The 23,083-nt window shown below is 40.3% G+C and carries 19 protein-coding genes and 1 pseudogene; 16 read left to right on the top strand and 4 right to left on the bottom strand.

Translation table 11 applies throughout. The features are described from left to right. Positions 1 to 16: 16 nt before the first annotated feature. Positions 17 to 450: pseudogene (locus FE296_RS23935) on the bottom strand (JAB domain-containing protein). 224 nt (positions 451 to 674) lie between these two features. Beyond that, on the bottom strand, positions 675 to 1,613 hold the full coding sequence (locus FE296_RS23930) for a DUF932 domain-containing protein (RefSeq protein ID WP_150366578.1): 939 nt from the start codon (positions 1,611 to 1,613) through the stop codon (positions 675 to 677). Positions 1,614 to 1,927: 314 nt separating this feature from the next. Here FE296_RS23930 and FE296_RS23925 point away from each other — a divergent pair, with 314 nt between their 5' ends. The 10 genes from FE296_RS23925 to FE296_RS23880 all read left to right on the top strand — a co-directional run bounded on the left by FE296_RS23925 (position 1,928) and on the right by FE296_RS23880 (position 14,302). Next, positions 1,928 to 4,408, top strand: a complete 2,481-nt coding sequence (locus FE296_RS23925) for a sacsin N-terminal ATP-binding-like domain-containing protein (protein ID WP_150366577.1) — start codon at positions 1,928 to 1,930, stop codon at positions 4,406 to 4,408. Between the two features lie 27 nt (positions 4,409 to 4,435). Then, positions 4,436 to 5,410, top strand: coding sequence for an RNA-binding domain-containing protein (locus FE296_RS23920; RefSeq protein WP_150366576.1), 975 nt, complete (start codon positions 4,436 to 4,438; stop codon positions 5,408 to 5,410). Between the two features lie 376 nt (positions 5,411 to 5,786). Continuing rightward, positions 5,787 to 6,002, top strand: coding sequence for a hypothetical protein (locus FE296_RS23915; protein ID WP_150366575.1), 216 nt, complete (start codon positions 5,787 to 5,789; stop codon positions 6,000 to 6,002). Between the two features lie 32 nt (positions 6,003 to 6,034). Then, positions 6,035 to 7,753, top strand: coding sequence for a DUF262 domain-containing protein (locus FE296_RS23910; protein ID WP_150366574.1), 1,719 nt, complete (start codon positions 6,035 to 6,037; stop codon positions 7,751 to 7,753). 440 nt (positions 7,754 to 8,193) lie between these two features. Continuing rightward, entirely contained in the window at positions 8,194 to 9,849 is a 1,656-nt protein-coding gene (locus FE296_RS23905) for an AI-2E family transporter (protein ID WP_150366573.1), read from the top strand. An 11-nt stretch (positions 9,850 to 9,860) separates the two neighbouring features. After that, complete coding sequence (locus FE296_RS23900) at positions 9,861 to 10,862, top strand: hypothetical protein (RefSeq protein WP_150366572.1); 1,002 nt, start codon at positions 9,861 to 9,863, stop codon at positions 10,860 to 10,862. Next, the gene (locus FE296_RS23895) at positions 10,862 to 11,962 is read left to right on the top strand and encodes an AAA family ATPase (protein WP_150366571.1); all 1,101 of its coding nucleotides are present in this window, start codon (positions 10,862 to 10,864) and stop codon (positions 11,960 to 11,962) included. The genes FE296_RS23900 and FE296_RS23895 overlap by 1 nt, the downstream gene beginning before the upstream one ends. Before the next feature lie 1,060 nt (positions 11,963 to 13,022). After that, positions 13,023 to 13,463, top strand: coding sequence for a hypothetical protein (locus tag FE296_RS23890; RefSeq protein ID WP_150366570.1), 441 nt, complete (start codon positions 13,023 to 13,025; stop codon positions 13,461 to 13,463). A 122-nt stretch (positions 13,464 to 13,585) separates the two neighbouring features. After that, positions 13,586 to 13,822, top strand: coding sequence for a hypothetical protein (locus FE296_RS23885; RefSeq protein ID WP_150366569.1), 237 nt, complete (start codon positions 13,586 to 13,588; stop codon positions 13,820 to 13,822). Between the two features lie 132 nt (positions 13,823 to 13,954). Further along, positions 13,955 to 14,302: a hypothetical protein gene (locus FE296_RS23880; protein ID WP_124117008.1), complete on the top strand. Its 348-nt coding sequence runs from the start codon at positions 13,955 to 13,957 to the stop codon at positions 14,300 to 14,302. 126 nt (positions 14,303 to 14,428) lie between these two features. On the opposite strand, the gene FE296_RS23875 is transcribed toward FE296_RS23880, so the two are convergent. Beyond that, positions 14,429 to 15,160, bottom strand: a complete 732-nt coding sequence (locus tag FE296_RS23875) for a hypothetical protein (protein WP_150366568.1) — start codon at positions 15,158 to 15,160, stop codon at positions 14,429 to 14,431. Between the two features lie 152 nt (positions 15,161 to 15,312). Beyond that, on the bottom strand, positions 15,313 to 18,432 hold the full coding sequence (gene lacZ / locus FE296_RS23870) for a beta-galactosidase, LacZ type (RefSeq protein WP_150366567.1): 3,120 nt from the start codon (positions 18,430 to 18,432) through the stop codon (positions 15,313 to 15,315). Positions 18,433 to 18,525: 93 nt separating this feature from the next. Here lacZ and FE296_RS23865 point away from each other — a divergent pair, with 93 nt between their 5' ends. From FE296_RS23865 to FE296_RS23840, 6 genes are all read left to right on the top strand, one after another. After that, the gene (locus tag FE296_RS23865; protein WP_223869014.1) at positions 18,526 to 19,392 is read left to right on the top strand and encodes a helix-turn-helix transcriptional regulator; all 867 of its coding nucleotides are present in this window, start codon (positions 18,526 to 18,528) and stop codon (positions 19,390 to 19,392) included. Between the two features lie 240 nt (positions 19,393 to 19,632). After that, a complete protein-coding gene (locus FE296_RS23860; RefSeq protein ID WP_124117004.1) occupies positions 19,633 to 20,568 on the top strand; it encodes a helix-turn-helix domain-containing protein in 936 nt (311 codons plus the stop codon). Between the two features lie 27 nt (positions 20,569 to 20,595). After that, on the top strand, positions 20,596 to 21,084 hold the full coding sequence (locus FE296_RS23855; RefSeq protein WP_150366566.1) for a DinB family protein: 489 nt from the start codon (positions 20,596 to 20,598) through the stop codon (positions 21,082 to 21,084). A gap of 190 nt (positions 21,085 to 21,274) precedes the next feature. Next, positions 21,275 to 21,562 (top strand): hypothetical protein, encoded by a 288-nt coding sequence (locus tag FE296_RS23850; protein ID WP_091015368.1) that lies wholly within the window; start codon positions 21,275 to 21,277, stop codon positions 21,560 to 21,562. A 136-nt stretch (positions 21,563 to 21,698) separates the two neighbouring features. Next, the gene (locus FE296_RS23845) at positions 21,699 to 22,430 is read left to right on the top strand and encodes an MORN repeat-containing protein (RefSeq protein WP_150366565.1); all 732 of its coding nucleotides are present in this window, start codon (positions 21,699 to 21,701) and stop codon (positions 22,428 to 22,430) included. A gap of 119 nt (positions 22,431 to 22,549) precedes the next feature. Then, on the top strand, positions 22,550 to 23,074 hold the full coding sequence (locus tag FE296_RS23840) for a GNAT family N-acetyltransferase (RefSeq protein ID WP_091015365.1): 525 nt from the start codon (positions 22,550 to 22,552) through the stop codon (positions 23,072 to 23,074). Positions 23,075 to 23,083 lie beyond the last annotated feature (9 nt).

The raw sequence follows: 23,083 nt of genomic DNA, 5'->3' as shown, positions 1-23,083 counted from the left end.
AAATTAAAAATGAGGATTAATGTACGATTGACATTAATCCCCGCTCTTTTAAGCTTACATATTGTTTGTGACCGATGACGATATGATCGAGGACATCAATTCCGATGAGTGTTCCTGCATCTGTTAGACGTTTGGTGATAGCTATATCTTCCCGACTTGGGTCAGGGCTACCACTAGGGTGATTATGACAGCAAATAATTGATGCGCTACTACGCTTAATGGCCGGACGAGACAAGCGTTGAGGGAACCAATGGATATCAGTTCTGTTGCTATACCTGCATTCTTAGAGTTGAGTAGTATAACTACAAAATGCTCTTTCTGTAGATAGCGGAATTCCGGCTCAATTAGATTGTATACATCTTCAGGAGAGCGGATCTTACAAATGGGTGGACTTGTGACTGCTAATACCTGAGCAAGCTTTAATGCTGCGAGTATCTGCCGTGCTTTCATATGGCCAATGCCTTTGATAGAAGTTAGTTCTTGTTCAGTTACCTCGATCAATTCTTCCCTAGTGCGACAAAGAGAAAATATTTGATCAATAATATAGCTGCTAGGCTTCTCACGCAGGGAGTCTGCGAGTAACGATCTTAATTCAAACTGGTTATTGTTCATGCAAATAAGCGACCTCCAATAGAGTTCAGATAGTCTGATTATTGAGCTGGAGCTTAGATAGCTTAATAAGCCGTGGCCAGAATCAATTCATAAGCTCTGTCAATCAGCGGATTGCCTTCCATGGTACGAAGAAACAGGTTTTCCTTATAAGAAGCTGTTTCTCTAAGTGGTTTCGCATGTGTAGCGAAATCCGAGAAGGCGTGGATGAAGCGATAACCGTTTTTACCGACTTGCTTTAAATCAGGAGCTTCAAAGTATCTTGCGTGTAAATCCTCTCGTAGCTGCTGAACATTTTTCTCCTGAAGCTTAGTTGCATTGTCTGGTGTGGGGAGAAGAAACTCAATGTACTCCATCACCTTGTGGTCCGGCGTTTTGATCCGATGGAGTCGGTCAATTTCGGTCCCTAGTTTGTCCATATACAGTTCAGCATGAAGTAAAGTCTTCGTGGCCTCTTCCAGCTTTGACTTAATATTACCGGTATGAATGGTTGTCCACATGCGTTTGGCACTATTAAGTGCTAAATTTAAGGTGTTCTGGCACACAATACGGATAGGGGTCATAGCAACTTTTATGCTCCCAGTGCCATCGTGACTGTTTGAAAAAACCATGTAAGGAGAGATTCGATCCCCAGCGATGATGTAGTTCTCCGGCAGTTTGGCGAGCAGCCATACCTTCTTGCCGTTCTGCAAGCTTCCAGCGGTCTCAGATCTTATACCCTCCCCAAGTAATTCATCAGCGAAAGCGAAAGCTTCATGATTCTGGACAATCTTGTACCTGTCCGTGACGACACCGAGCATCCGTTGGTCGGATGCTCGGATGTTTGCTTTGTAGCCTGGGATTTCGGCAGCATCTTCGGTTTGGATTGATTTCTGAATGACCGTCCAGTCTAATCCAGCTGCTTGTAATGCTTCATCTGAACTGAGTGCGTGTTCGACTCGATTACCGAGTCCGTGCCATGGAGCTTCTCTTACGTAAAACATGGTTTCGATGTTGGCTGGCATTGGATCATCTCCTTGTAACGTTTGTTTCAGCGAGTAACCGGATCTTTAAAAGAAGCAGAACGTAACCGCGGCTATATAGCTGTACATGAACAAACTATTTGGCTGTTTCATTGTAATAATATAGAATTGAGTTATGTAGCTATACTCTTTTGTTGTATCAAAGTTCAAGAACTCTGTGCGGAATATTCTTAGGATAATGGCACTGTTTGTGTAAATTATATCTTTCTATTCGATCTTAATTCTTAATTAGGACGTGAAGTGAAAAATCATTAAAGTAAGGAAACATCTACTAAGTTGAATTGGGGGTAATCAGTATGGAAGAAAGAGAAGAAATCTACCAAAAGAAGACGATAGATTCGGCTATAAATATCATTATGACAAAGATGGATGAATTGCGGGGGGCTAATGAAAATGATAAAAGTATAATGAGAAGAAGGTGGATGTGGGAATTAATACAAAATGCAAAAGATTGTGCTAATGGAAGTGAAATTTCAATTTGGATTGATATAAATGAAAATAAATTAGTATTTTCGCACAATGGTAGCATATTTACTTATTCCAATTTAGTAGATTTAATAACACAAATTTCATCGAAACGAATAAACAGTGAAGAAATGACAGGGAAATTTGGGACAGGATTCATCTCAACGCATCTTATTTCGGAAATTGTAAAAGTTAAAGGGATTTATCACAGCACTCCCGATTCAGTTAATTATAAAAGCATGTGTTTAGATATTGATCGAAGTGGAAAAAACGAGCAAGCAATTAAAGAAAGTATAATCAATTCGATTTCAATGTTGGATACGATTGATATGAGTGATAATATTGAATTTTCATTTGACAGTAGCGAACCTAAGACCTCATTTATTTATGATTTAACAAAAAAAAATACGATGGAGATACAAGAGGCTATAAGGAGCGGATGTAATGATCTTGATAAGTCAATCCCTCTTGTATTTGCATTTGTTGAGACAATAAAAGTAGTTCATTGTGAAGGTGTTACTTATAGGCGTAATAGTAAAACGTCTCTAATTAAAGATAGATTAGATATTATTGATGTTGTAAAAACCTATGCTGACAATAATGAGCCTATAGAAATAAGAAAGATTTTAGTATGTTACGACAAAAATAATGAAGTATCAATAGCAACGATTATAGAGATGCGTAATGATAGGTATTATATATGCCCAATAGTAGACATACCAAAGTTATTCTGCGCTTTCCCGTTAATTGGTACGGAAGATTTCAGCTTTCCGATTGTAATAAATAGCCCAAATTTAAAAGTGTTACAGGAGAGAAATCATATTCAGGAAGGGGCGGAGACGAATAAAGAAATAATAAATATTGCAATTTCTCTTTATAAAGAACTACTAGAATATGCGTGTCGCAATAGCTGGAATAACCTATTTAATTTGTGTTACGTAAAACATTCAAAAGAGTCGGTATTCCAAAAGGAAATTTCTAATACAATTCAATCAATATATCGAATGCAGCCTATTGTCGATGTGCAACATAAGTTGAACAAAATAAGCAAGGAAAGTTTATACACAGAGGTTAATGGTAAAGATTCAGTTAATATATTAATTCCATCAATGGATAAGCCTGAGCTGAATGATAGACTTTGGGATCTAATTAATTGCTTAAATACTAGAGCAATTCCGACGAAGGATAGCTATAAGTACTGGTTGGGGATTTCCCCCAACAATAGAATTACGCTGCAAGCCACATATGATAATTTACTAAAAGGTAAAACCATAAATGACCTTTGTGGATGGTTCACAGATAAAGACGAAATGATGCCATGGCTTAATAGATTTTATAGTTTATGGCTCGATAGTAGTGATGAACGTAATTTTATTGCAACTGCTATAGTTCCAAATCAAGATGATCAATTCATAGAAATTACAAAAGTTTCAGTAGATGTTAACATTGATGATGTACTAAAAGAAGTTTTAACTCTATTAGGCACTGATATTAAAAAGAAGTTATTGCATAAAGGTATCATACTATCAGAGGGCATTAGAATTGATTCGATTAACAATGAATATATTGCAAATAAAATAAATGATCATGTACGCAAACAATTGTCAGATGAAAGCTCTAATACAACTAAGAGAACTCAGGAAGTGCAAAATATATATAATAAGCTTACAGACTGGTTTTTAAAAAATCCTGATCTGGCTAAGCCATTATTTAAAGATATATATGATAAGCAATATCACCAAAATATTCTCTCTAGTCCAGAAGAAACAGCAAGGCGTCTTGGTTTAGCAACTACTGTTGAGAATGAAATGCTTGAAAACAATTTAGAGTTAGAGCAATTAAAAATCATTCTAAAGGAGAGTGGAAGACTACTCAAGATGTTTGAAGATGGGGAAATTTCAATATCTGAAGATGCCATGCAATTATTTCAGCATATTTCTTCAAAGTCGCCTTATGCAAAAGAAAAAATAGATTATCTAATAGATAGAAGTATAACTAATGTGTACGAGGAGTTGTTCCATAACCCGTTATATTCAGTCGATAACACATTAGACGAATGGAAACACAATAATTATTCCACAACTGTTTTTAGAGCGAGGAAATTGGATCTGGATCTGGATATAAGAGTTGTTATACGTCCAAGCGACGACGATAAAATCATTTTCTTTGAAGATGCCGAATTAGAAGCTCTAGATGACACTGCTTATGAGTTATGGACCAATAACAGAGAAGGCGATGTAAGGATGATTACATTAGGTGACCTACTAAAAACAACTGGAATTTCAGCAATTCCACTAAGAAAAATATTTTAGATAAAAAAATTAAGGAGTCTTTCTAAGATGAATATTGTAGAAATTATCCAAAATAAAATAAATGAAAAAGACAGAACAAACATAGTTTATATTCATCCTGTTATACCGAATGAAGAAATTGCCCAGTACATATCAGCATTTTCTAATGAGAATGGGGGTATAGTTGTATTCGGTGTAAAAGATGATGGTAGAAATTTACGGATGAAAAAGTCTGCCTTCAGAATAAACGAGAAGGAAAAAATTATTAGGGAAATGATTGACTCGCATGTGAAGCTTTGTTTTGGTGAGTTTTATGAAGGAGAAGTAAATAAATTAGAATATATATATATCGAAAAAAATGAAGAAACGGTTTGTTTTAATGGAATACCTTTTAGAATTAACATCGTCAATAATAGACCACAGCCAATAAATAGAAAGAAGCTATTCTTATCCTATTGTCAAAAGGATTCTTGTATTGCTGACATAGTTGAGGAGAAGATCAAGGGAAAGATACGAAGTGTAGACATATCAAGAGATATACGAGATGTGAAGTATAAAGAAAGCTTCTCAGAATTTATGCAATCTATCGGTAACCATGATATTGTTATTTCAGTTGTAAGCGACCAATACCTAAAATCACGTAACTGTATGTATGAAGTGGTAGAGACAATGCGAGATAGAAACTTTATCGATAAATTGTTTCATATTGTAATTTCTAAAGATGATGTGATTTTTTATGACGATTCTACCCAATCTCAAATTGCGGCCGATATTTATTCCATGGGTGGTCTAACAGGCTATTTAAAACATTGGCAATCTGTTGAGGATGAATTACGGCAGTTAATTACTGAACTTGGCGACCCTTTATTAATAAGTAATCATGCTGACGAATTAAAAGTCATAACAAAAATAAAAATGGAAATTCAAGACTTTTTGAAAATACTTCGTGATAGAAAGGGTATTTCTTTTGGTGACATGTTCAGATCAGACTTTGTAGATATTGTTTCTAGAATTCAAAATTAACATTATGTAGTATGTAAGAGTAAAGAACTCAACCATACACTATACGAGCTTGAGGGTGATCCTCAAGCTTTTGTGTTTAATTGCAGGGGATCATAACTACGTTCAGAAGTTTGCTATTAACAAAGAATAGTCATATTTGCCTATAGGTAATTTATTAATGGAAGGACTTTCACGTATGTTGTAGAATTTTTACATATCTGCTAGCAGATTGAATACTGCTATTTAAAAAGCAAATCGGCTATTAACGGTCGAAGTGTTCCGAGCCGACTGGCCCGAAGTGGTTTTCGAAGTATTGCACACAAAGGATATTCCCGAAGAAATAATGGCATGTATGAACGTGCTTGAATATGAGAGTAACACAAAAGGAGTACGCTTAATGAGTATTAACATTTCAAAGCAAAAACGTGACGAGTTGACCACCAAGATAGAGGCAATTCGTTCATTTATATTAAAGGGCTCGCAAGACGACGAGAATAGTGAGAGTTTTTTGACATTCCTTGGGCAGCTAGAAAAAGAGGTCAAGGGCAAAAAATATGATTTGGTATTGCCTACGCGAAAAGATACAGTCCTTACCCTGCCGGATGGTGGGTAGATAAAAACAAGTAATGAGTGAGGAAGATAAACATGGCATACGAAAAGAAGAATATAAGAGCAGTAATTGAGGATATTAACAGTCGCAGGATTTATCTTCCGGCAATTCAGAGAAAATATGTATGGGACGATGAGCAGATTACTCGATTGATGGATTCAATAATGCTCGGATATCCGATAGGAACATTTCTTTTTTGGAAAGTAAAGAAAACCATTGTAAATAAAAAAGATTACTCGATGTATGAGTTTATTAAGGATTTCCATGAACGTGATCTATATAAGAATCCTGCAGCTCCGCAACCCTTCCCTATAGGTAGCGAAGAAGAAACGATATGGGCAGTCTTGGATGGACAGCAGAGATTGACTTCTTTATATATTGCCCTTCAAGGAAGTATTGGCCGTAAGTTATCAAATAAGAGGTGGAAGAACGATGATGCATTCCCTAAAAAGGAACTTTATTTTAATCTTCATAGTCAAAGAACAGACGATGAGGATATTTCATATGAGTTTAAGTTCCTTACAACAGAGGATGCACAAAAGCAAAAGGATAATAAGCTGTGGTATTTGGTAAAGGATATATTGAAATACTCGCAAGATGAACTTGTAACGGAATTGATTATTCCTAATGGTTGGGCTACCGATAAAGTTGCAATGAAGAATACATCACTGCTACATACCAGGCTTGTCGGTGATGAAATAATAAATTATTTTGAAGTTGAAGCTGATTCTATCGACAGCGTTCTTGATATTTTTGTCCGTGTAAATTCGGGCGGAATAGTCTTATCAAAGAGCGACTTGTTATTCTCCACTATTGTTTCACACTGGGATAAGGCAAGGGATGAAATAGATAAACTACTTGCAGAAATCAATAAAATCGGTGAAGGATATAAATTCTCCAATGACTTTATAATGCGCACCTGTTTGTATGTTCTCGATATGTCAGTAACACTAAAGGTTGAAACCTTTAAGAAAGACAGTGTACTAAAGATAAAGGATAATTGGGATGCTATTCGTAGAGCTATTAAGGACACAATTGACTTACTTAATGAGTTTGGATTCAATTCGGAAAATATAATATCTTATGTTGCAGTATCACCAATGGTCTATTATCGTTTTAAAGGCGGTATCTTTTATGCTGAAAGTAAATCAGAATTAAGAAAGTATATTGTTATTGCCCAGGTAAGACAGATTTTTGGCGCCGCTACAAATTCAGCACTTACAAGTATTCGAGAGGCCTTAAAGACTGCACCTTCGGATGCTTTCAAGATGAGTAATCTTCTCAATGTGCGTTTTACTGGGGAAAGGACATTGCGTTATACATCTGAGGAAATAGATGCCTTGTTTGATACGTATGAAATCGGTACATACACGTTTATGTTGTTGTCATTGCTGTATCCAAGTTTGAAGTACAGCCAGAAGGGTTTTCATCAAGATCATATGCATCCTCATACAAGTTTTGAAGAGAAAAAGATTACAGGCGTGGTTTTGCCGGACGGCTCGGTAATAGATGCTGATAGAAAAGATGAATGGCGTCGTAGAAGAAATACATTAGCAAACCTTCAATTATTGGAAGGTCGTGAAAATGAAAGTAAAAATGCGACAAGGTTGGTGGATTGGCTAAAGGTTCCTGAAAATAACGAAAATGCAAAGTACCTTCCAAGTGAGACTTCATATGAATTATCTAACTTCGAGGAGTTTATGGAAAAACGCCAGAAGTTGATGAGTGATGCTTTGAAAGCAATACTGTTGTAATTGGCAAGGTGAAAATATCGATCTAATTATTTCGAGCCATCTGGTGACTGTCTGTCTGCTCACCTCGCAAATGGACGGGACGTGTACAAAGTTCAGGCTTCGGCCTGCAGGGAACTAACTCACACCATATACTCTAAAACTCAACCTCCTCCACATCTCGCGGCGGAGGTTTCTGCCATGCGAACATATACTCGCTAACAGGATGTTGACGGTGGCGCAGGGTACTATATTCCATGAACCGACTTTTGTCTTCCATAGTTGCTAAACGTGATACAAAGGAAATTGCGCAATAAATGACGAAATAAGTATAGTACTTGAGTCTTAGAAGCACTTCGCGCTTAAGAACCGCAATAGAGAAGACCGCCTAATAGCGGCTCTTGATGATCAGATGCTTTTGACTTCGATATGATATCGTTTATTAGGAAGGAGAATTTGAATCGATGGCTAACAACAATGCAAATCAAAATATTGAAAATGATAGTCGTGAAACTGACTTTGACTTTGAAGAAGTGGAAGGGTTCTTGTCAAAACAGTTGGAAAAAAGCTTTGCTGAGTTGGAACTACTGGAATCGGATAGGAAGTCTATATCGGATCCGGATTCTTTAGGGAAAATAGTCGTTGATGAAGTTTGGAAACAGTTCGGGAATCAAATTGGTCTCGATATGACCAATGAGACTTTGATTCAAAAATATGATCGGGAGCACCCTGAGCAATACAAAGATATTGCCGATTCGATTTTGCAAGATCAGCAATACAAAGATGCAAATAAGGCTATGAAAGAGCAACAACAAGCTGGAACTTTAACGGATGAATATACAGGAAAAGTCTTAAAGCCTGGAGAACAAGCTAATTTAGATCACGTCGTAACAAGAAAGGAGATATTTGAAAGTCAACGAAGGAAGCAAGCGGATTTAGGGGTAGCTGACCTTGCCAATAAAGAAGAGAATCTAAAGCCAACAAACGAGAATTTGAACAAAAGCAAAAAGGAAAAGAGTAATAAAAAGTATGTAGAAACCCGTGAGACTAGGGAAAAATCACTTATTGAGCAAAACGAAAAGGCAAATAAAAGGGTTGATGAATCAAATTTGTCAGATGTTGAAAAACGTTTGCAAAAAGAGAAAAACGACAAATATTTGAACAATAAGCTTGCTGCTGATGACGATCTTATGATGCAAGCTGATAACGAAGCAAGGAAAGCAATTAATAAAGATATTCGAGTTAATGCAACAAAAAAAGTGGTGAAAAGAGCCGGAAAAGATGCTCTAAAGACTATGGCCATCTCTGCACTTTTTTCATTGTTAAAAGAAATCATGAATGGTCTAATTCGGTTTTTTAAAGAAAAATCAAAGTCCTTCAAGGGATTCTTATCCGAAATGAAGGAATCGATAAAATCATTCTTCTCCAAAATTCTAAGTGTTGGTCAGAATGGAGCATCGACATTTATCGGTACGATTGTATCTGAAATCTTCGGACCTATCGTAAGTCTTTTTAGAAAATTGTCAAGTTTAATTAAGCAAGGAGTATCTTCTGTTATTGATGCAGTAAAATATCTTCGAAATAAGGAAAATAAGGACAAACCGTTTGCAATAAAAGTAGCACAAATCGGGAAAATAATTACTGTTGGGTTAGTCGGGGGCAGTGCGATTTTCTTGGGAGAGGTTTTTGAGAAATTATTGTTGACCCTTCCCGGAATGCAAATACAGATCCCGCTGATTGGCACGTTTGCCAATATGATTGGTTTATTTCTATCAAGTTTAGTGTCCGGATTAGTCGGTGCTATCGTATTAAATCTTATTGATAAATTAATAGCCCAAAAGTTGAAAGAAGCGAGTGGCCGACAAGTTATTGATAAGAAAAATAAAATTATGAACCTTCAACAGGTTCAACTCTTTGCAGCTGAAAATCGTGTTATAGCATTGAAACAAAATGTGATGAGCGAAATATCCAAGAATCACATATTAGCGAAAGACGAAATGCGACAAGCACTTAATACAATTTTTGATGAAGAAAAGACGAGTGATTATAAAAATTCAGATACCAGAAATCGTCAGAGTGACTTGGCACAAATGCAAAAAGATTTAGAAGATTTACTTTGAGGTGATGAGAAGTGTCGAATATAAAGGCGAGAGAGCAACAGAAAGGAATTGTGACGACTAGATCCGGTGTTTTTAACGAAAAGAAAAACGAGTTAAAGTCATTCAGCGAGAGTTTGCCTAAAGAAGCAGAGTTACCCAGTGTCCCGACTTCGGGCGGGTTATTTGGGTTATTTCCTTATAATGTAAAGGGTGACGACTTAAATAGGCTAACTGAAAGTATTCAAAATAGAATGATTGAGCAAAACAAAGTTCTAGTTAGAACGATTAAAGAGTTTAATACTATTTACGATACATTTTCTGCACTGGATAAAGAGTACATTCAAGGAATTATCATCTCTTTGAAAGCAGCCGAAGAAGCGAATGCAAAAGCATTAAAAGGTATAGAAGGCGTTCAAGATAATCAAGATGAGATCAAACAAATCATTAATCAACAGAAGCAAGTCATACAGGTCCTGAAAAACTTTAAAGAAAAGATTGAAAAAATTGAGCACTTGGCGGATGTTGATCAAATATTTGCCGGTTTTTCTAAAATGCATAGTAACGTTAATGTAATCGAAACAAAGGTTGAAGCGCAGATTAATGGAATAAAAACATTGGCATCTTCTCTGTCAGTTTTTCAAGATAATTTAAAACGCATGGAAGATATTCAAAATAAGCAATTTCAAGCTGTGAATCAAAGGGTTAAGGATGATATTCAGTCCTTAGCTGAAAAAATCGATAGAGACCATTCCGAGTTTGATGCCAAACTAGATGCAACTACTAACGAGGTCACAATATACAAAAGTAATTTCGAATATGCTATTAAGGAACTCAACGTTGGAATTGAGCAACAAGCAGTAACGATGTCTGCTTATCTTGAATCCGAATTGTCAAGAGCTAAAAGTGAGATTACAGAGCTAAGCCTGTTGACAGGAAACCTATCAAAAGCGTTGAATACGACTCGGGTCATTTCATTTGCCAGTATCGCTATAACATTTGCCCTTGTAATTATGATAGTGGTTGGGGTGCTGTAATGATTTCAGAGAATTATAAACGTCAGCTGATCCATGAAGTTAAGCAAATAGACGCATACTTAGGGCCAACATCTGGTCTTGAAAAATTAGTTCAAGAAATAGCCGATGAACAACATGATAAAGCTGTTCTCGAGTTGATCAAAAACATAGGGATCTTAACGAAGAAACAATCCTTGCCCAAGATGGAGCAAAAGCAAGAAAAAGTTGTTGAGTTATTATACAAATATCTAGGAGCATCAAAGGTTGATGAACTCTTCCAATACTTAAAAGAGTCATCGAATGTTTCACTAGACGAGTTACTCAACCAATTGGACGAGCTCGTTGGTCTCGAGAATGTGAAGCAGCAAGTCCATGATTTGATCGACTATAATCAAATACAACATTTACGAGAGAAAAACGGATTGAAAAAATCCAATAAAACTTTACACATGGCATTTCTCGGAAACCCCGGCACGGCGAAAACTACAGTAGCTCGTATTGTTGGGAGGATGTATAAAGCAATCGGGTTACTAAGTAAAGGACATTTTATTGAAGCGAGCAGGACTGATTTAATTGCTGAGTATCAAGGGCAAACAGCAATCAAGGTTAAGAGACTCATTAATCGTGCGAAAGGCGGAGTCCTGTTTATTGATGAAGCGTATAGCATAACAGAGAATGATCATAGCGATAGTTATGGGAGAGAAAGTCTTACCGAGTTAACAAAGGCTCTAGAAGATTATCGCAATGACCTGGTTGTCATCGTAGCTGGGTATACCAATTTGATGGAGCAGTTCTTTGAATCCAACCCAGGATTAAAGTCAAGGTTCAATACTTTTGTTTCATTTTGTGATTATTCCCTTGATGAGCTTGTTCGAATATTCAATTACATTTGCAGTCAGAATGACTATTTTGCCGAAGAGCAAGCTATTGATAAAATACGCGATTTGTTGCAAAAGAAATTAAATGAAAAAGATGAGCACTTCTCAAATGGTCGTCTCGTTCGGAATTTGTTTGATGATATAACGCTGAATCAGTCAAAGCGGCTGTCGAAGTTGTCGGGGTATATTGCTAAAGAATCGTTGATGTTAATTACCAAAGAAGATGTTCCTCAAGATAGTTGACTTGTGCTTGTCTGCATGATTGGTTAATCGTTATAACTCACCGTTGCAAACACCAACTATTCGAGTATGCCGTGTATCGGTGGCTAGACGATTGTCGTTAGAAAGCTAGAAGAACAGAAACTTGCTGAAGCTTGATGTAACGGTAATCGATGAGGACAGTTCGGGTGCGTGGATGATTCTGGATGCTGAATAAAACGCAAAACAAAATTACTAGAACAACCTTGAATGTGTGAACGCCCCATGACCGGACTTCGCTGTAGCGACTGCTATGACCTACCTCTGTCGAAGATGCCATAGTGTAACATCTTCCGGATTTCGGGATGGATTTGCATAAATGGAGGTTGTATATAAAGGGCATAGTTTGTATCCAACAGACGATTAACTAGCTGATGGTGTACGATGGAGTCGTAACAACTCCCCCAGTGGATGTGAATATCAGGTGGGGGAGTTGATGTAAAATTGATGTAAAACATCAGCACATCCCATCCACAACGAACTAACATGAACGGATCTCATTCCGAAAAAAATGCGTCAAATCAAGGATTGAGCGGATTGCAACAGATTAGACCAGACATGGACATGTTCCCTCATACGAAACCTACACTTGAATAATTTTATGCCCACATTTTGCCCACAAACTCTACCCACAGATCATACTTCCACGGACTTATTGAACTAACTTTCGAAGGGAATCAGATAAATAACCTACAAAAAGACTCAAAAAACCTATAAAAGCGTATTTGTCTCATGGGCGGCATGATGTAATAAAGGTGTAAAAACCTTTAAAGCATCATGTGCCTGGCAGAATGAATTCTCGTTACGATGTGACAAGAATTTGTGAAGCAGTCACTGATACAAATTATAAATAATACAAAAACCACTTCTTAGTAATTATTAAGGAGTGGTTTTTGTGTTGTTGAATATTTTCATAATCAAAGTCACTAATGTGGAGAACTTCATTTTCTCTTTTGTAGTGTTGCCATATATATATGGTTCCTATTGCATAGATTTGCAGTTGTATGATGAAAGTTAGTATCAAGAGATATGGAGGGCATATATCATGAAACATATTAGAAAAATGATATTGGCAGTTTTGGTGTCTGCCGCTGTTATTATCTTAATTTATAATTTCACTTCTGATTCCGAACGAAAATTTGTAAAAGTAAATGAAGCTAGTGATACTCCATCGACTACATTAACAGTAATCGATAATGAGGATTTCGCAGGTACTACAAATACGCATCGGTTTGATATTCCGGCAGGGTTTGGTTATGTGAAAGTGATTTTTAAAAACATGGGTTCGAAACACTACACGTTTACGATCAATGAAGGATCTACTAGTGGAACCGCGATAACGTCTGGCAGTGTTCCAGCAGATGGAAAAGAGCATACATATTTTATTGACAAAGCGTTGTCGGCTGGTGGGTATTATGTGAGCACCTCTTCTGCACAAGGGATGTCGGGCATACTGGATGTGTCTCTTGGAACTAAAGTTAATTAAAGATTCGGAAATTCGCTCTAAATGCAGATTTGAAGCCCTAAGATTGAAACCTCGTTCCTATGGTTTCGTATGTACTGTGATACATAGAGAGCTTATCAGTAACGACTTGAGGAGGAAATGATTTGAGAAAGGGTACAAAGTGGGTATTATGGATTCTGGGCTTGATGCTCGCTGCAATATTTATCAACTTTTTTATGAATTTATATAGCTTTGCTTATGCACTGATTACCGTGCTTTTACTTGCCTTTATGGGATGGGGATTCTTAGCAAAGTTAAAGAACGACGTTCGGCAGCATGAAGACCATCATAGAAGAGAGCACGAGTCTGCGATCGATGACATTGATCGATATACAAGATAGGTAACACATACCTGATTTTTCACACGTAACCTAGCTTAGCTCTGATCTGATAATCTAGCCAATTGGTTTATCAACCGTTTTTCGAGATTGATTTTTCAATTTATGGTTATTTTATTATATTGGAGGGATTTTATGAAATTATTTAAATTGCCATTGATTCTTTGTACTATATTACTTTTATCTATTGTCTCAGCTTGTAGTGCGGATGATAGGCTACACGGAAAGAGCGATAACTGGGATGTGTCTCTTCAGAGATCAACAGGGAACTATAGTATTACTTATATAGGTGATGAAAAGCGTATAAAGGATTTTGTGTTTGACCTTACCGGCAGTAACATAGACCAACAGGGGAAAGCGCTGGAAGAGCAAGAGGTTCCGTTCAGTATGTCGGGTACGGCTACTGAGGCGGAGAAAACGAAAGACCCGATTACCTTTAAAATGAGTTGGAACAATCAAAGCGAGACTGTAACTTTTGAGTAACTCTCGCATGGTGGAGGCGTTCATCATTGGTTTGGTGGCAAACACTGAATCATTCCTATAGTACATACCACACGTTAGGCCGTTCCTTCATGGAGCGGCCTTTTTACCTTTTTGCACAATCGCATCTTATTTCGCAACAGTTATTTCAAAAGTAGAGTGATCATGAACCTGTACGCTGAAGCGATATTCCAATCCGTTGCGAATAGTCGCTCCATCAAAATCAGACTGATTCACATCGCGATCCAATAGACCCATATCCTGAATGACATCTTGTGCATCGTTATACGAGTACTCACTATTGGTTGTGAGAATGAGTGTGGCGATAGCAGTCAAAAAAATTCCACCTGTTGGTTTACGCGTATCACCAGTTCCGTATAACCTGATTTCCTGTACGCTCTCATCCGCATTCACTACACCAACCAAGCGCAATTCATCATTGAATACATACTCGAAAGTACCAGTGCCCTGCTCGGAAGAGTCTTTCATATCCAAGCGGGTAATACTCAAACCATTCAGTCGGTATTTGCCCACGGCGCCATTAAACTTGTTTTTTAATTCATCGGTAGTCATGTGGAGGCCCGAAAGTTTAATCTGGGTTGAAGTTGCCGGATTTTTTTCTGTTGTAGCGTTACTTGATTCGTGTTCCAACGCCTGATCAATTTCAGGCTGAGTAGAGTTCGAAGATAAATTCAGCATGCCATACAAACCTATTGAAGCAATCGCAAAACAGGCCGTCGTTAGAAAAATATATCTGATCGGCAACCTATTACCTTTGCGAATAGATAAGATCATCAGAATAAGAAATCCCGAAAAAGCGATAAAGCCAAGAATGAAGAGAGTGGTAAACAGATATTGCAAATTCTCACCTCGTAATAGAGTAATAGCTGGTAAAGATCTTTTCTTGCACCTCATTCATTATAATGTTCCCATGGAAAACTTCAAACTCTCACTACTCACTGCCCCAACAAAAAAAGCACTGCTGGCATACTGCCAGCAGTGCTTGCTTGGTGTTATACAGGTCTTACCGTAAAGGTGAAGTGATACGCGCGGTTGGCTGGTAAGGTGTATTCAGCGTGGGTACGTGCGCCCCAGCTGTCATCTCCGCCAACACCCATTTGTTTGTAATTGATGCGAGCGACAGTCTGTGTACTCTGAGGTAATTTGTACACATGGTCGTTTGCTTCCAGTTCCTCCGGTGTCCACGGCAACGCATTAATTTCAAATGGTATGGTGGCTTCAACATGAAGGCCAAGCTGACCATCCGCTGACGTAATTTCGGCAAAGCGTACATCCGTTTTGTTGCCACACTCTTGTGGTTTCAGATATGGAACAAATTGATCTCGAACTGCACCTGTGTAATAGCCGAGACGTGCACTGGTCAGACGATCTGCGTAGTTGTCATGCGGTCCTCTGCCGTACCAGGATATCGTATCCAGGCTGTTATTTAGTTGCAGCAGCATACCAAATTCCGGTAGATCGGGTAGGCCCTCGCCTGGAATAAGAGTTTGGCTGATTTCGAGCACGCCATCCGGACTAATTCGGTACGTAATAGACAGCGTACATCCCGGATGTTGATCCCACGTATAATCGCTCGTCACTAGAATGCCTTGCTCGTCTGCATGGTGCTCAAAGCGAATTAATCTGCTGGTAGCGTGAGCATCTCTCCAGAAGGCAGAACGCTCATTCAGGCGGTTTCCCATATCATTGTCTGTCATGGCTCTCCAGAAATTTGGCCGAACCGGTGCGAGCAATTGCTCCTGATTGTTGATCTGATAGGACGTTAACGCGCCAGTAGCTGGATTGAAGCTCAAGGTTACTTTATCCGTTGCCACTCTAAGTTCATCTTGCAGATTCTGAACATGTAGCGCATTGCCTTGCCCTTGTTGTACCGATTGGATTGGACGCAATCGCGGAGATACCACGAACTGATCCCAGGCAATTTCGTGACCTATTCCTGCCCATTTGGTTGCGACTTTCGTAACCAGAGATACAGTCAGCACCGCTTCCTGGAACAGATCGGACGATGGCGTGTACGGGATTCGGACTTCAACCGATTCGCCAGGAGGTACCGCGATATCCAACGTGCCGTTCTCTACAGACTTGCCATCGTGAGTTACTGTCCATACGAGCGAATATTCGCTCAGATCCGTGAACAGGAACTGGTTTTTGATACGAAGCAGGCCGTCTTTCACATCAACGGTTTCCATACGAACGTTCTGATAACATTTCTTCACTTCTTCCAGCTTCGGTGTAACCGTCTTATCCGCCAGAATGAGTCCGTTTCCGCAGAAATTGCCATCATGAGGGGATTCACCGAAATCGCCGCCATAAGCGAAATATTCTATACCGTCTGCCGTAGTGGTACGAATGGACTGATCGACCCAGTCCCAGATGAATGCACCCTGCAATACATCATATTTATCGAATAAATCCCAGTACAGATGCAGACCGCCGCAGGAGTTACCCATGGCATGGCTATATTCGCAGATAATATATGGTTTCTTCGGTCCTTGCATGCGAGCATAATTCTCCACATTTTCAGGGCTGATATACATCGTTGATTCAATGTCGCTTGCCGAATCGGAAGGACGATAATGGAAAGTCCCTTCATAATGAACGAGACGGGTTGGATCGACTTGTTTCAGATAATCGTACATGGCGATGAAGTTATCGCCGCCGAAGGACTCATTACCCAGAGACCAGATAATAACGGACGCATGGTTTTTGTCCCGCTGGAACATGGAGTTACAGCGATCTATTACGTTGTTACGCCATTCCGGCTTGCTCGCGGGAATGTTGTTTTCATTCATTTCCTTTTGCCCGTAGTACCAGGTGCCGTGAGTTTCCAGATTCGTCTCGTCAATGACATACAGACCATATTCATCACACAGTTCGTACCAGAGTGACTGATTCGGATAATGGGATGTGCGCACAGCGTTAACGTTATAGGACTTCATCAGTTCGATGTCACGGATCATGTCTTCCCGCCCAATAGCTCGACCCTTATCCGGGGAAAATTCATGACGATTCACGCCTTTGAACACAATGCGTTTGCCATTGATTTGCATCAGGCCGTCCTTCAGCTCAAACTTGCGGAATCCGATCCGGCTGCGGACCGCTTCCAGTGTCTCGCCTGATTCGTCCTGAATGGACAGTACAAGTGTATACAGATGAGGGGTCTCGGCGCTCCATAGAAGCGGCTTCATAACCTCTGTTGACAACTGGAATGAAAGTTCATCCTCGCCCTGGAAAGTAACCGCCGCAGCAAGTGGTTGCTTCAGTACAGTCTGCTGTTGTGCATCATAGAGCTGTGCCTGAACGGACAATCCGGCAGTAGTCTGCACCGCATTATGATTAAATAACTTCAAATCCAGCAGTAGCTCCGCATCCTGATAGGCATCATCAAGTTCAGTGCGAACAAAGAAATCGGCGATCTGAACCGGTGAAGGTGAGTGCAGGTATACACTACGGAATATGCCGCTTAACCGCCAGAAATCCTGATTCTCCAGCCAGCTCGCATCACACCAGCGATATACCTCTACAGCCAGTCTGTTCTCACCTTCGGTCAGATACGGTGTGATATCAAATTCTGCGGGCGTGAATGTGTCTTCACTATAACCGACGAGCTCCCCATTAACCCATACATAAAAGGCAGATTCAACGCCCTCAAAGTGCAGCAGGACAGGCCGGTCTTTCCAGTCCGCAGGAACAGTAAACGTACGGATGTACGAACCCACCGGATTATAGGTTGTTGGTGCAAATGGTGGCTTCAATTCAGGCTCACGCTCGACCCACGGATACGTCATATTTGTATATTGGGGATAATCGTAACCCTGTAGCTGCCAGTTGGAAGGAACGGAGATCTCGTCCCAGTCACTGGCATCATAGTTGTTCTCGTAAAAGGATGTAATCCGTTGCTCCGGTGTCTCCGCAAAGGCAAACTTCCACTGACCATTCAGTGATTCGTACCATGGCGATGCGCTGGCTTCATTGGATAACGCTTCTGCTACAGATGGAAACGCTACCATAGACGCATGTGCGGGTAGACGGCCTACTTGAAAAGTCTCGGGATTGTTGTTCCATTCCGGGTATCCATTTGCCGGAGGGGTGTATACCAGTTTGTTTCGCATAACAGCAACTCCTTCTGAAATGTTATAATATTGTCATTATAGAATTGAATGATGACTTAGAGAATAAAGAATATTGCCCATATATATCACAATATGAAACTAACGATGAAGAAAGTGGTGTACTGGATGGATACCCGGATTTTTTTTGGTAAAACAGAAGAAGCTGCTCGCCTGCCGATCTATATGACGACGGTTGGTTACTGGGAACACCAATATGAAACCGAGCGTCCAGAGGGATTCCCGGATTATCAGATCCACCAGATTATTCATGGTCAGGGGAGACTGATTATACAAGAAGACGAGTATATCGTAGGACCAGGTGACGTTTTCTTTCTGTATCCCGATGTACCGCATCGATATATGCCCATCAGTGACCGTTGGGAGCTGGCTTGGGTCTCGTTTCAGGGGAGAGAGGCCAGCCAGTTATTATCTTATGCGGGGATTACCGGTTCACGCGTATGCAGACTCAGGACAGCCACGCTGCTGCATGGCCTGGAGCAACTTCTGGTTAGAGGAGAGGATGGCGGTGATACGGATTACGCAGATTACGATGTTGAATGCTCCAAACAATTATATGCTCTGCTGCTGGATCTGAAGCCACTGCTCATCGCATCCGCCAATTATAATGATGAACTGGAGCGCTTGAAGCCTGTGCTGCGTTATATCGCAGAGCATCTGGATCGTTCACTTTCCCTGAAGGAACTGGCCGATGTGGCTGTGGTATCTCCCCAATATTTGTGCAGGCTGTTTCAGAGGGCACTCCATACCAGACCTGTATTTTACGTGAACCAGGAACGGATCAATCGAAGCAAACAACTTATGTTCAGTGAGAGAGAGCTTCGAATATATGAAGTGGCTGATCGGGTGGGTTACGAGAATGCCAGTTATTTCTGTGCGATGTTCAAAAGGCATACAGGTATGAGTCCAGAGCGTTTTCGCAAACTGCACGGACTGAATTGAAATTCTGAATGTTGCTTTTCATTCTGATTTTTGATCTGTTATTCATCCCAATTTCAGTTTTTATTAAGGTTGGGAAGGTAAGATAAGTCTTGTAAACCCCTTCTCGTGTTAAATAGATGTGTGACTGGCCCTATCGGATTGTCCTCCGGTAGGGCACTTTTTTTCTTCATTTCTTCGGTTGGTGTTATGATAGATAAATACATAATGTGTAACCAACTCTAGAGACCGGAGGATGGAATTGTGGATCATAGTCTGCACCCGTTGTTTAAGCCGATTCAGATGAATGGAACGTACCCTAACAGTTATTATGTTGAGAAAATACCTGCTGCCGGTCTGATGGCTTATGTGGCCTGTTATTGGGAATCTGGATCTCTTCCGAACTCGCATGCGGAAGTTACTTCGGGAGAAGATCGAGAGCCATCGGTGATGACTGTGCCTGCTCGGGTATTGCCGGATGGTTGCACGGATATGCTGATTACATACGACCCGGTCTGTTCAGAGCACTCCTATGCTTACTGTGGCAATTATACACTGCCGTTCGCTCTACCTGAGCCAACCGATGATGGTTCGTCTGCTGGAGACTACACCTTTGGTGTCCGGTTCTTCCCGGGTGGAGCGCATGTCTTCCACGGCATGCCTCTGGAGTGGTTTACGGATAAGCGAATTACACTTCAGGAATGTTGGCCGGAGAAGCTGAACGAGCTTCAGGAACGGATGGCCAAAACGAATAGTTTTGCAGAGCGAGTAGAGGTTATGAATGCGTACTTGAGTCCGTTGCCCGTACAGGCAAGCACATCTGAGAACAATTTGATGAAAAACGTGCTGCACCGCATCTTTATAGATGGGGGACGTATGAGTGTCCAAGAGCTGGCGATGCGTGAAGTGATCAGTGAACGGCAGTTGCATCGCAAGTTCTCGGAATGGGTCGGAATCAGCCCCAAGCGATTCAGTGAGGTGGTTCGTTTTCATCGTGTGCTGAGTGATATTCATCAGGGAAACACGGCAGACTGGGCAATGCTTGCCCAGAATCATGGATTTTTCGATCAAGCCCATCTGATTCGGCAATTTCGCAAGTTTTATGGAGAGACTCCGTTGACGGCAGCCAGGGAGCATGGCAGAATGTTGTCCGATTTGTACAATAGATCGGTAGCACCTTCGGTTATACTGAAGTCGTGAGAATAAAAGATAAGGGAGACATCATATATGAATGGAACATTGCAGATTCGGGATCACTTGTTAAATGAGTTGGAAACAGGCGTACGGACGGGGGCTTCGTTAATTCGCTTGATCCGTTCGGAGGATTGGTCTTATCGTCCACAGGAGAATATGCGTTCATTGGTGGAGCTAGTGCACCATTTTATCCAGATTACCGCATCTGATCTTGCCATTATGCAGGAAAAAGGTGAAGCTGAGGTTGGGCTGGTAGAGAATAACCTATCGGGGATTGAGGATATCGAGAAGCTTGAAGCAACGTTATGGAGCAATTTCGAATCCTACAAAGCCTATATCACGGGATTGAGCGAAGATGACTTTTTGAATCGTTCAACGAAAGCTTTTTATATGGAACATGGTCACTTGCAGGTTCAATGGCAGATTGAAACGGTAACGCATGTATTCCATCACCGTTCGCAGCTGTATAACTATCTCAAGCAGCAGGGCCATGAACTGAACTTTTTCATGCTGTATGCGTAATTAAACTTGTTATATTTAAAGTAAGCTTAGTTGGCTCTACCGGATGGTCCGGTGGGGCTTTTTTTGCGTACATTCGTCTATCAATCTATGAAGTCTATCAAAATTGGACATTATGACGCTGGTAATTCACCGTTGCTTTAATAGATTTCAGGCATAGAATACCGTATCAAAGCAAAAGGAGGTGATTTCAATGGCCATCCTTTTACCACAACAGTTTTATAATTTGGCAGCAGGTGTGGGCAAATCCTACTATGAGAATTTGGCTGGGGGCACTAATGCCAGCATCACGGTTAACAACTTTGGTCCGTTTGCAGTTGAGTTGGTTGTTACTCGCGTGAATGCACCTGTTATCACGTATTTAATTCCTGCCGGCAACAGCCTTACACTGTCTGTACACTTGCTGCTCGTAGCTGCCTTATTGACTAGTGCAGCTGGTGCTTCAACAGGTACGATTCAAGTGGCAACATCTGATTTCTAATTGTTGTTGCGGGTCTAATTGACCTCTGTCGGACATCTTGTCGACGGGGGTCTTCTTTTTTTTTGTGTGGAACCTTCTGGATTGAAAGTGATATTATACTAGAGTCTTATTGTTTGATTAATAGGTTGTTATAAGAATGAATTTCTTATACAGCGAGAGAAAGGGAGATTTGATGTTTAGAAAGATGTTCATCTGTATTTTGGGGATAACCTTAGGATTGTCTGCAATCCTGTCACCACATGTTGCTCAGGCGGCGAATGAAAAGACCACTCTGGAGTATGGCAATGGGGCTACATATTATGGAGAGACCAAAAATGGAAAACCTCACGGGAATGGAACCATGACCTGGGGGAAAACCAAAACCTACAAAGGAAGCTGGGCACAGGGAAAACGTTCGGGACACGGCGTATATAAAGTTATAACACGCGGAGAGGATAGTATTACAGAGTCCAAGTATGATGGGAACTGGAAGAGCGACAAAAAGGATGGTAAAGGTGAACTTGAGACAAAAGAAACATCTCTGGATGGTGTGATGTTAAGAATGCGTGTTCAGAGCGGGACATTTGCTAAAAATGAGTGGGTAACTGGTTATGATGTTCAGCATGCGGCAGTAGCGGATCCTCCATATTTGTTTGCTTACAAAGATTCGAAAATGAGTCTTAAAATCTTGGGAGATGCCGGAAATATTTTGAATGGATTGAAGAATAACTACTTCTTCTCGTTTACATATCAAAAGGGAAAAGTATATAAAAGTGTTGGTGTTGGAGATGAGTACAATCCTAAGCAATTTAGTTCTTTTATAAAAAGCATAGAAAAAGAGATCAAGCCTCACATTAATCAATTCGAGAGATTGGCTAAGCAATTATAGATGTTCATGAGAAGGAATGAACATGTCAGATTATAAATGTTGTTTACCCCGAGGGTCATTCGATTAATTTAAGGTATAGGCGGCACGCAGATTTGTGTTGGCATACAGGAGGTTAGTGGATGATGAACAGAACAATCTTATTTGAAACCGAACGGTTGGAATGTGCGACGTGGAACGAAGGAGATCGTGCGCTGGCATTTGCGTTGTGGGGCGATCATGAGGTTGCCAAGTGGATTAGCAGCAAGGGATTTCTGAGTGAGGATGAAGTAGAAGCGCGATTGACACAGGAGATTCAAAGGCAAAAGGAAGCGGGTGTGCAATATTGGCCCCTTTTTGAGAAAGAGTCGGATGTGTTTGTCGGTTGTTGTGGCCTGCGTCCGTATTCTCCAGAAGAGGAGATCTATGAATTGGGATTTCATCTAACCCGGGATCACTGGGGCAAAGGGTATGCGCAGGAAGCGGCGCGGGCGGTGATTGGTTATGCCTTTGACAAAATGAACGTGAAGGCGCTGTTTGCCGGGCATCATCCGGATAATGAAGTGTCACGTCACATCTTGATCAAGCTGGGATTTGAGTATACAGGTGATGAACGTTATGAACCGACAGGAAAGATGCATCCATCGTATATGCTCCAAAGTTCTTAAATCTCTTTC

Source organism: Paenibacillus sp. UASWS1643 (assembly GCF_008693195.1).
Lineage (GTDB): Bacteria > Bacillota > Bacilli > Paenibacillales > Paenibacillaceae > Paenibacillus > Paenibacillus amylolyticus_B.
The sequence above is the reverse complement of the archived record's forward strand: the minus strand, read 5'-3'. Positions and strand labels throughout refer to the sequence as shown.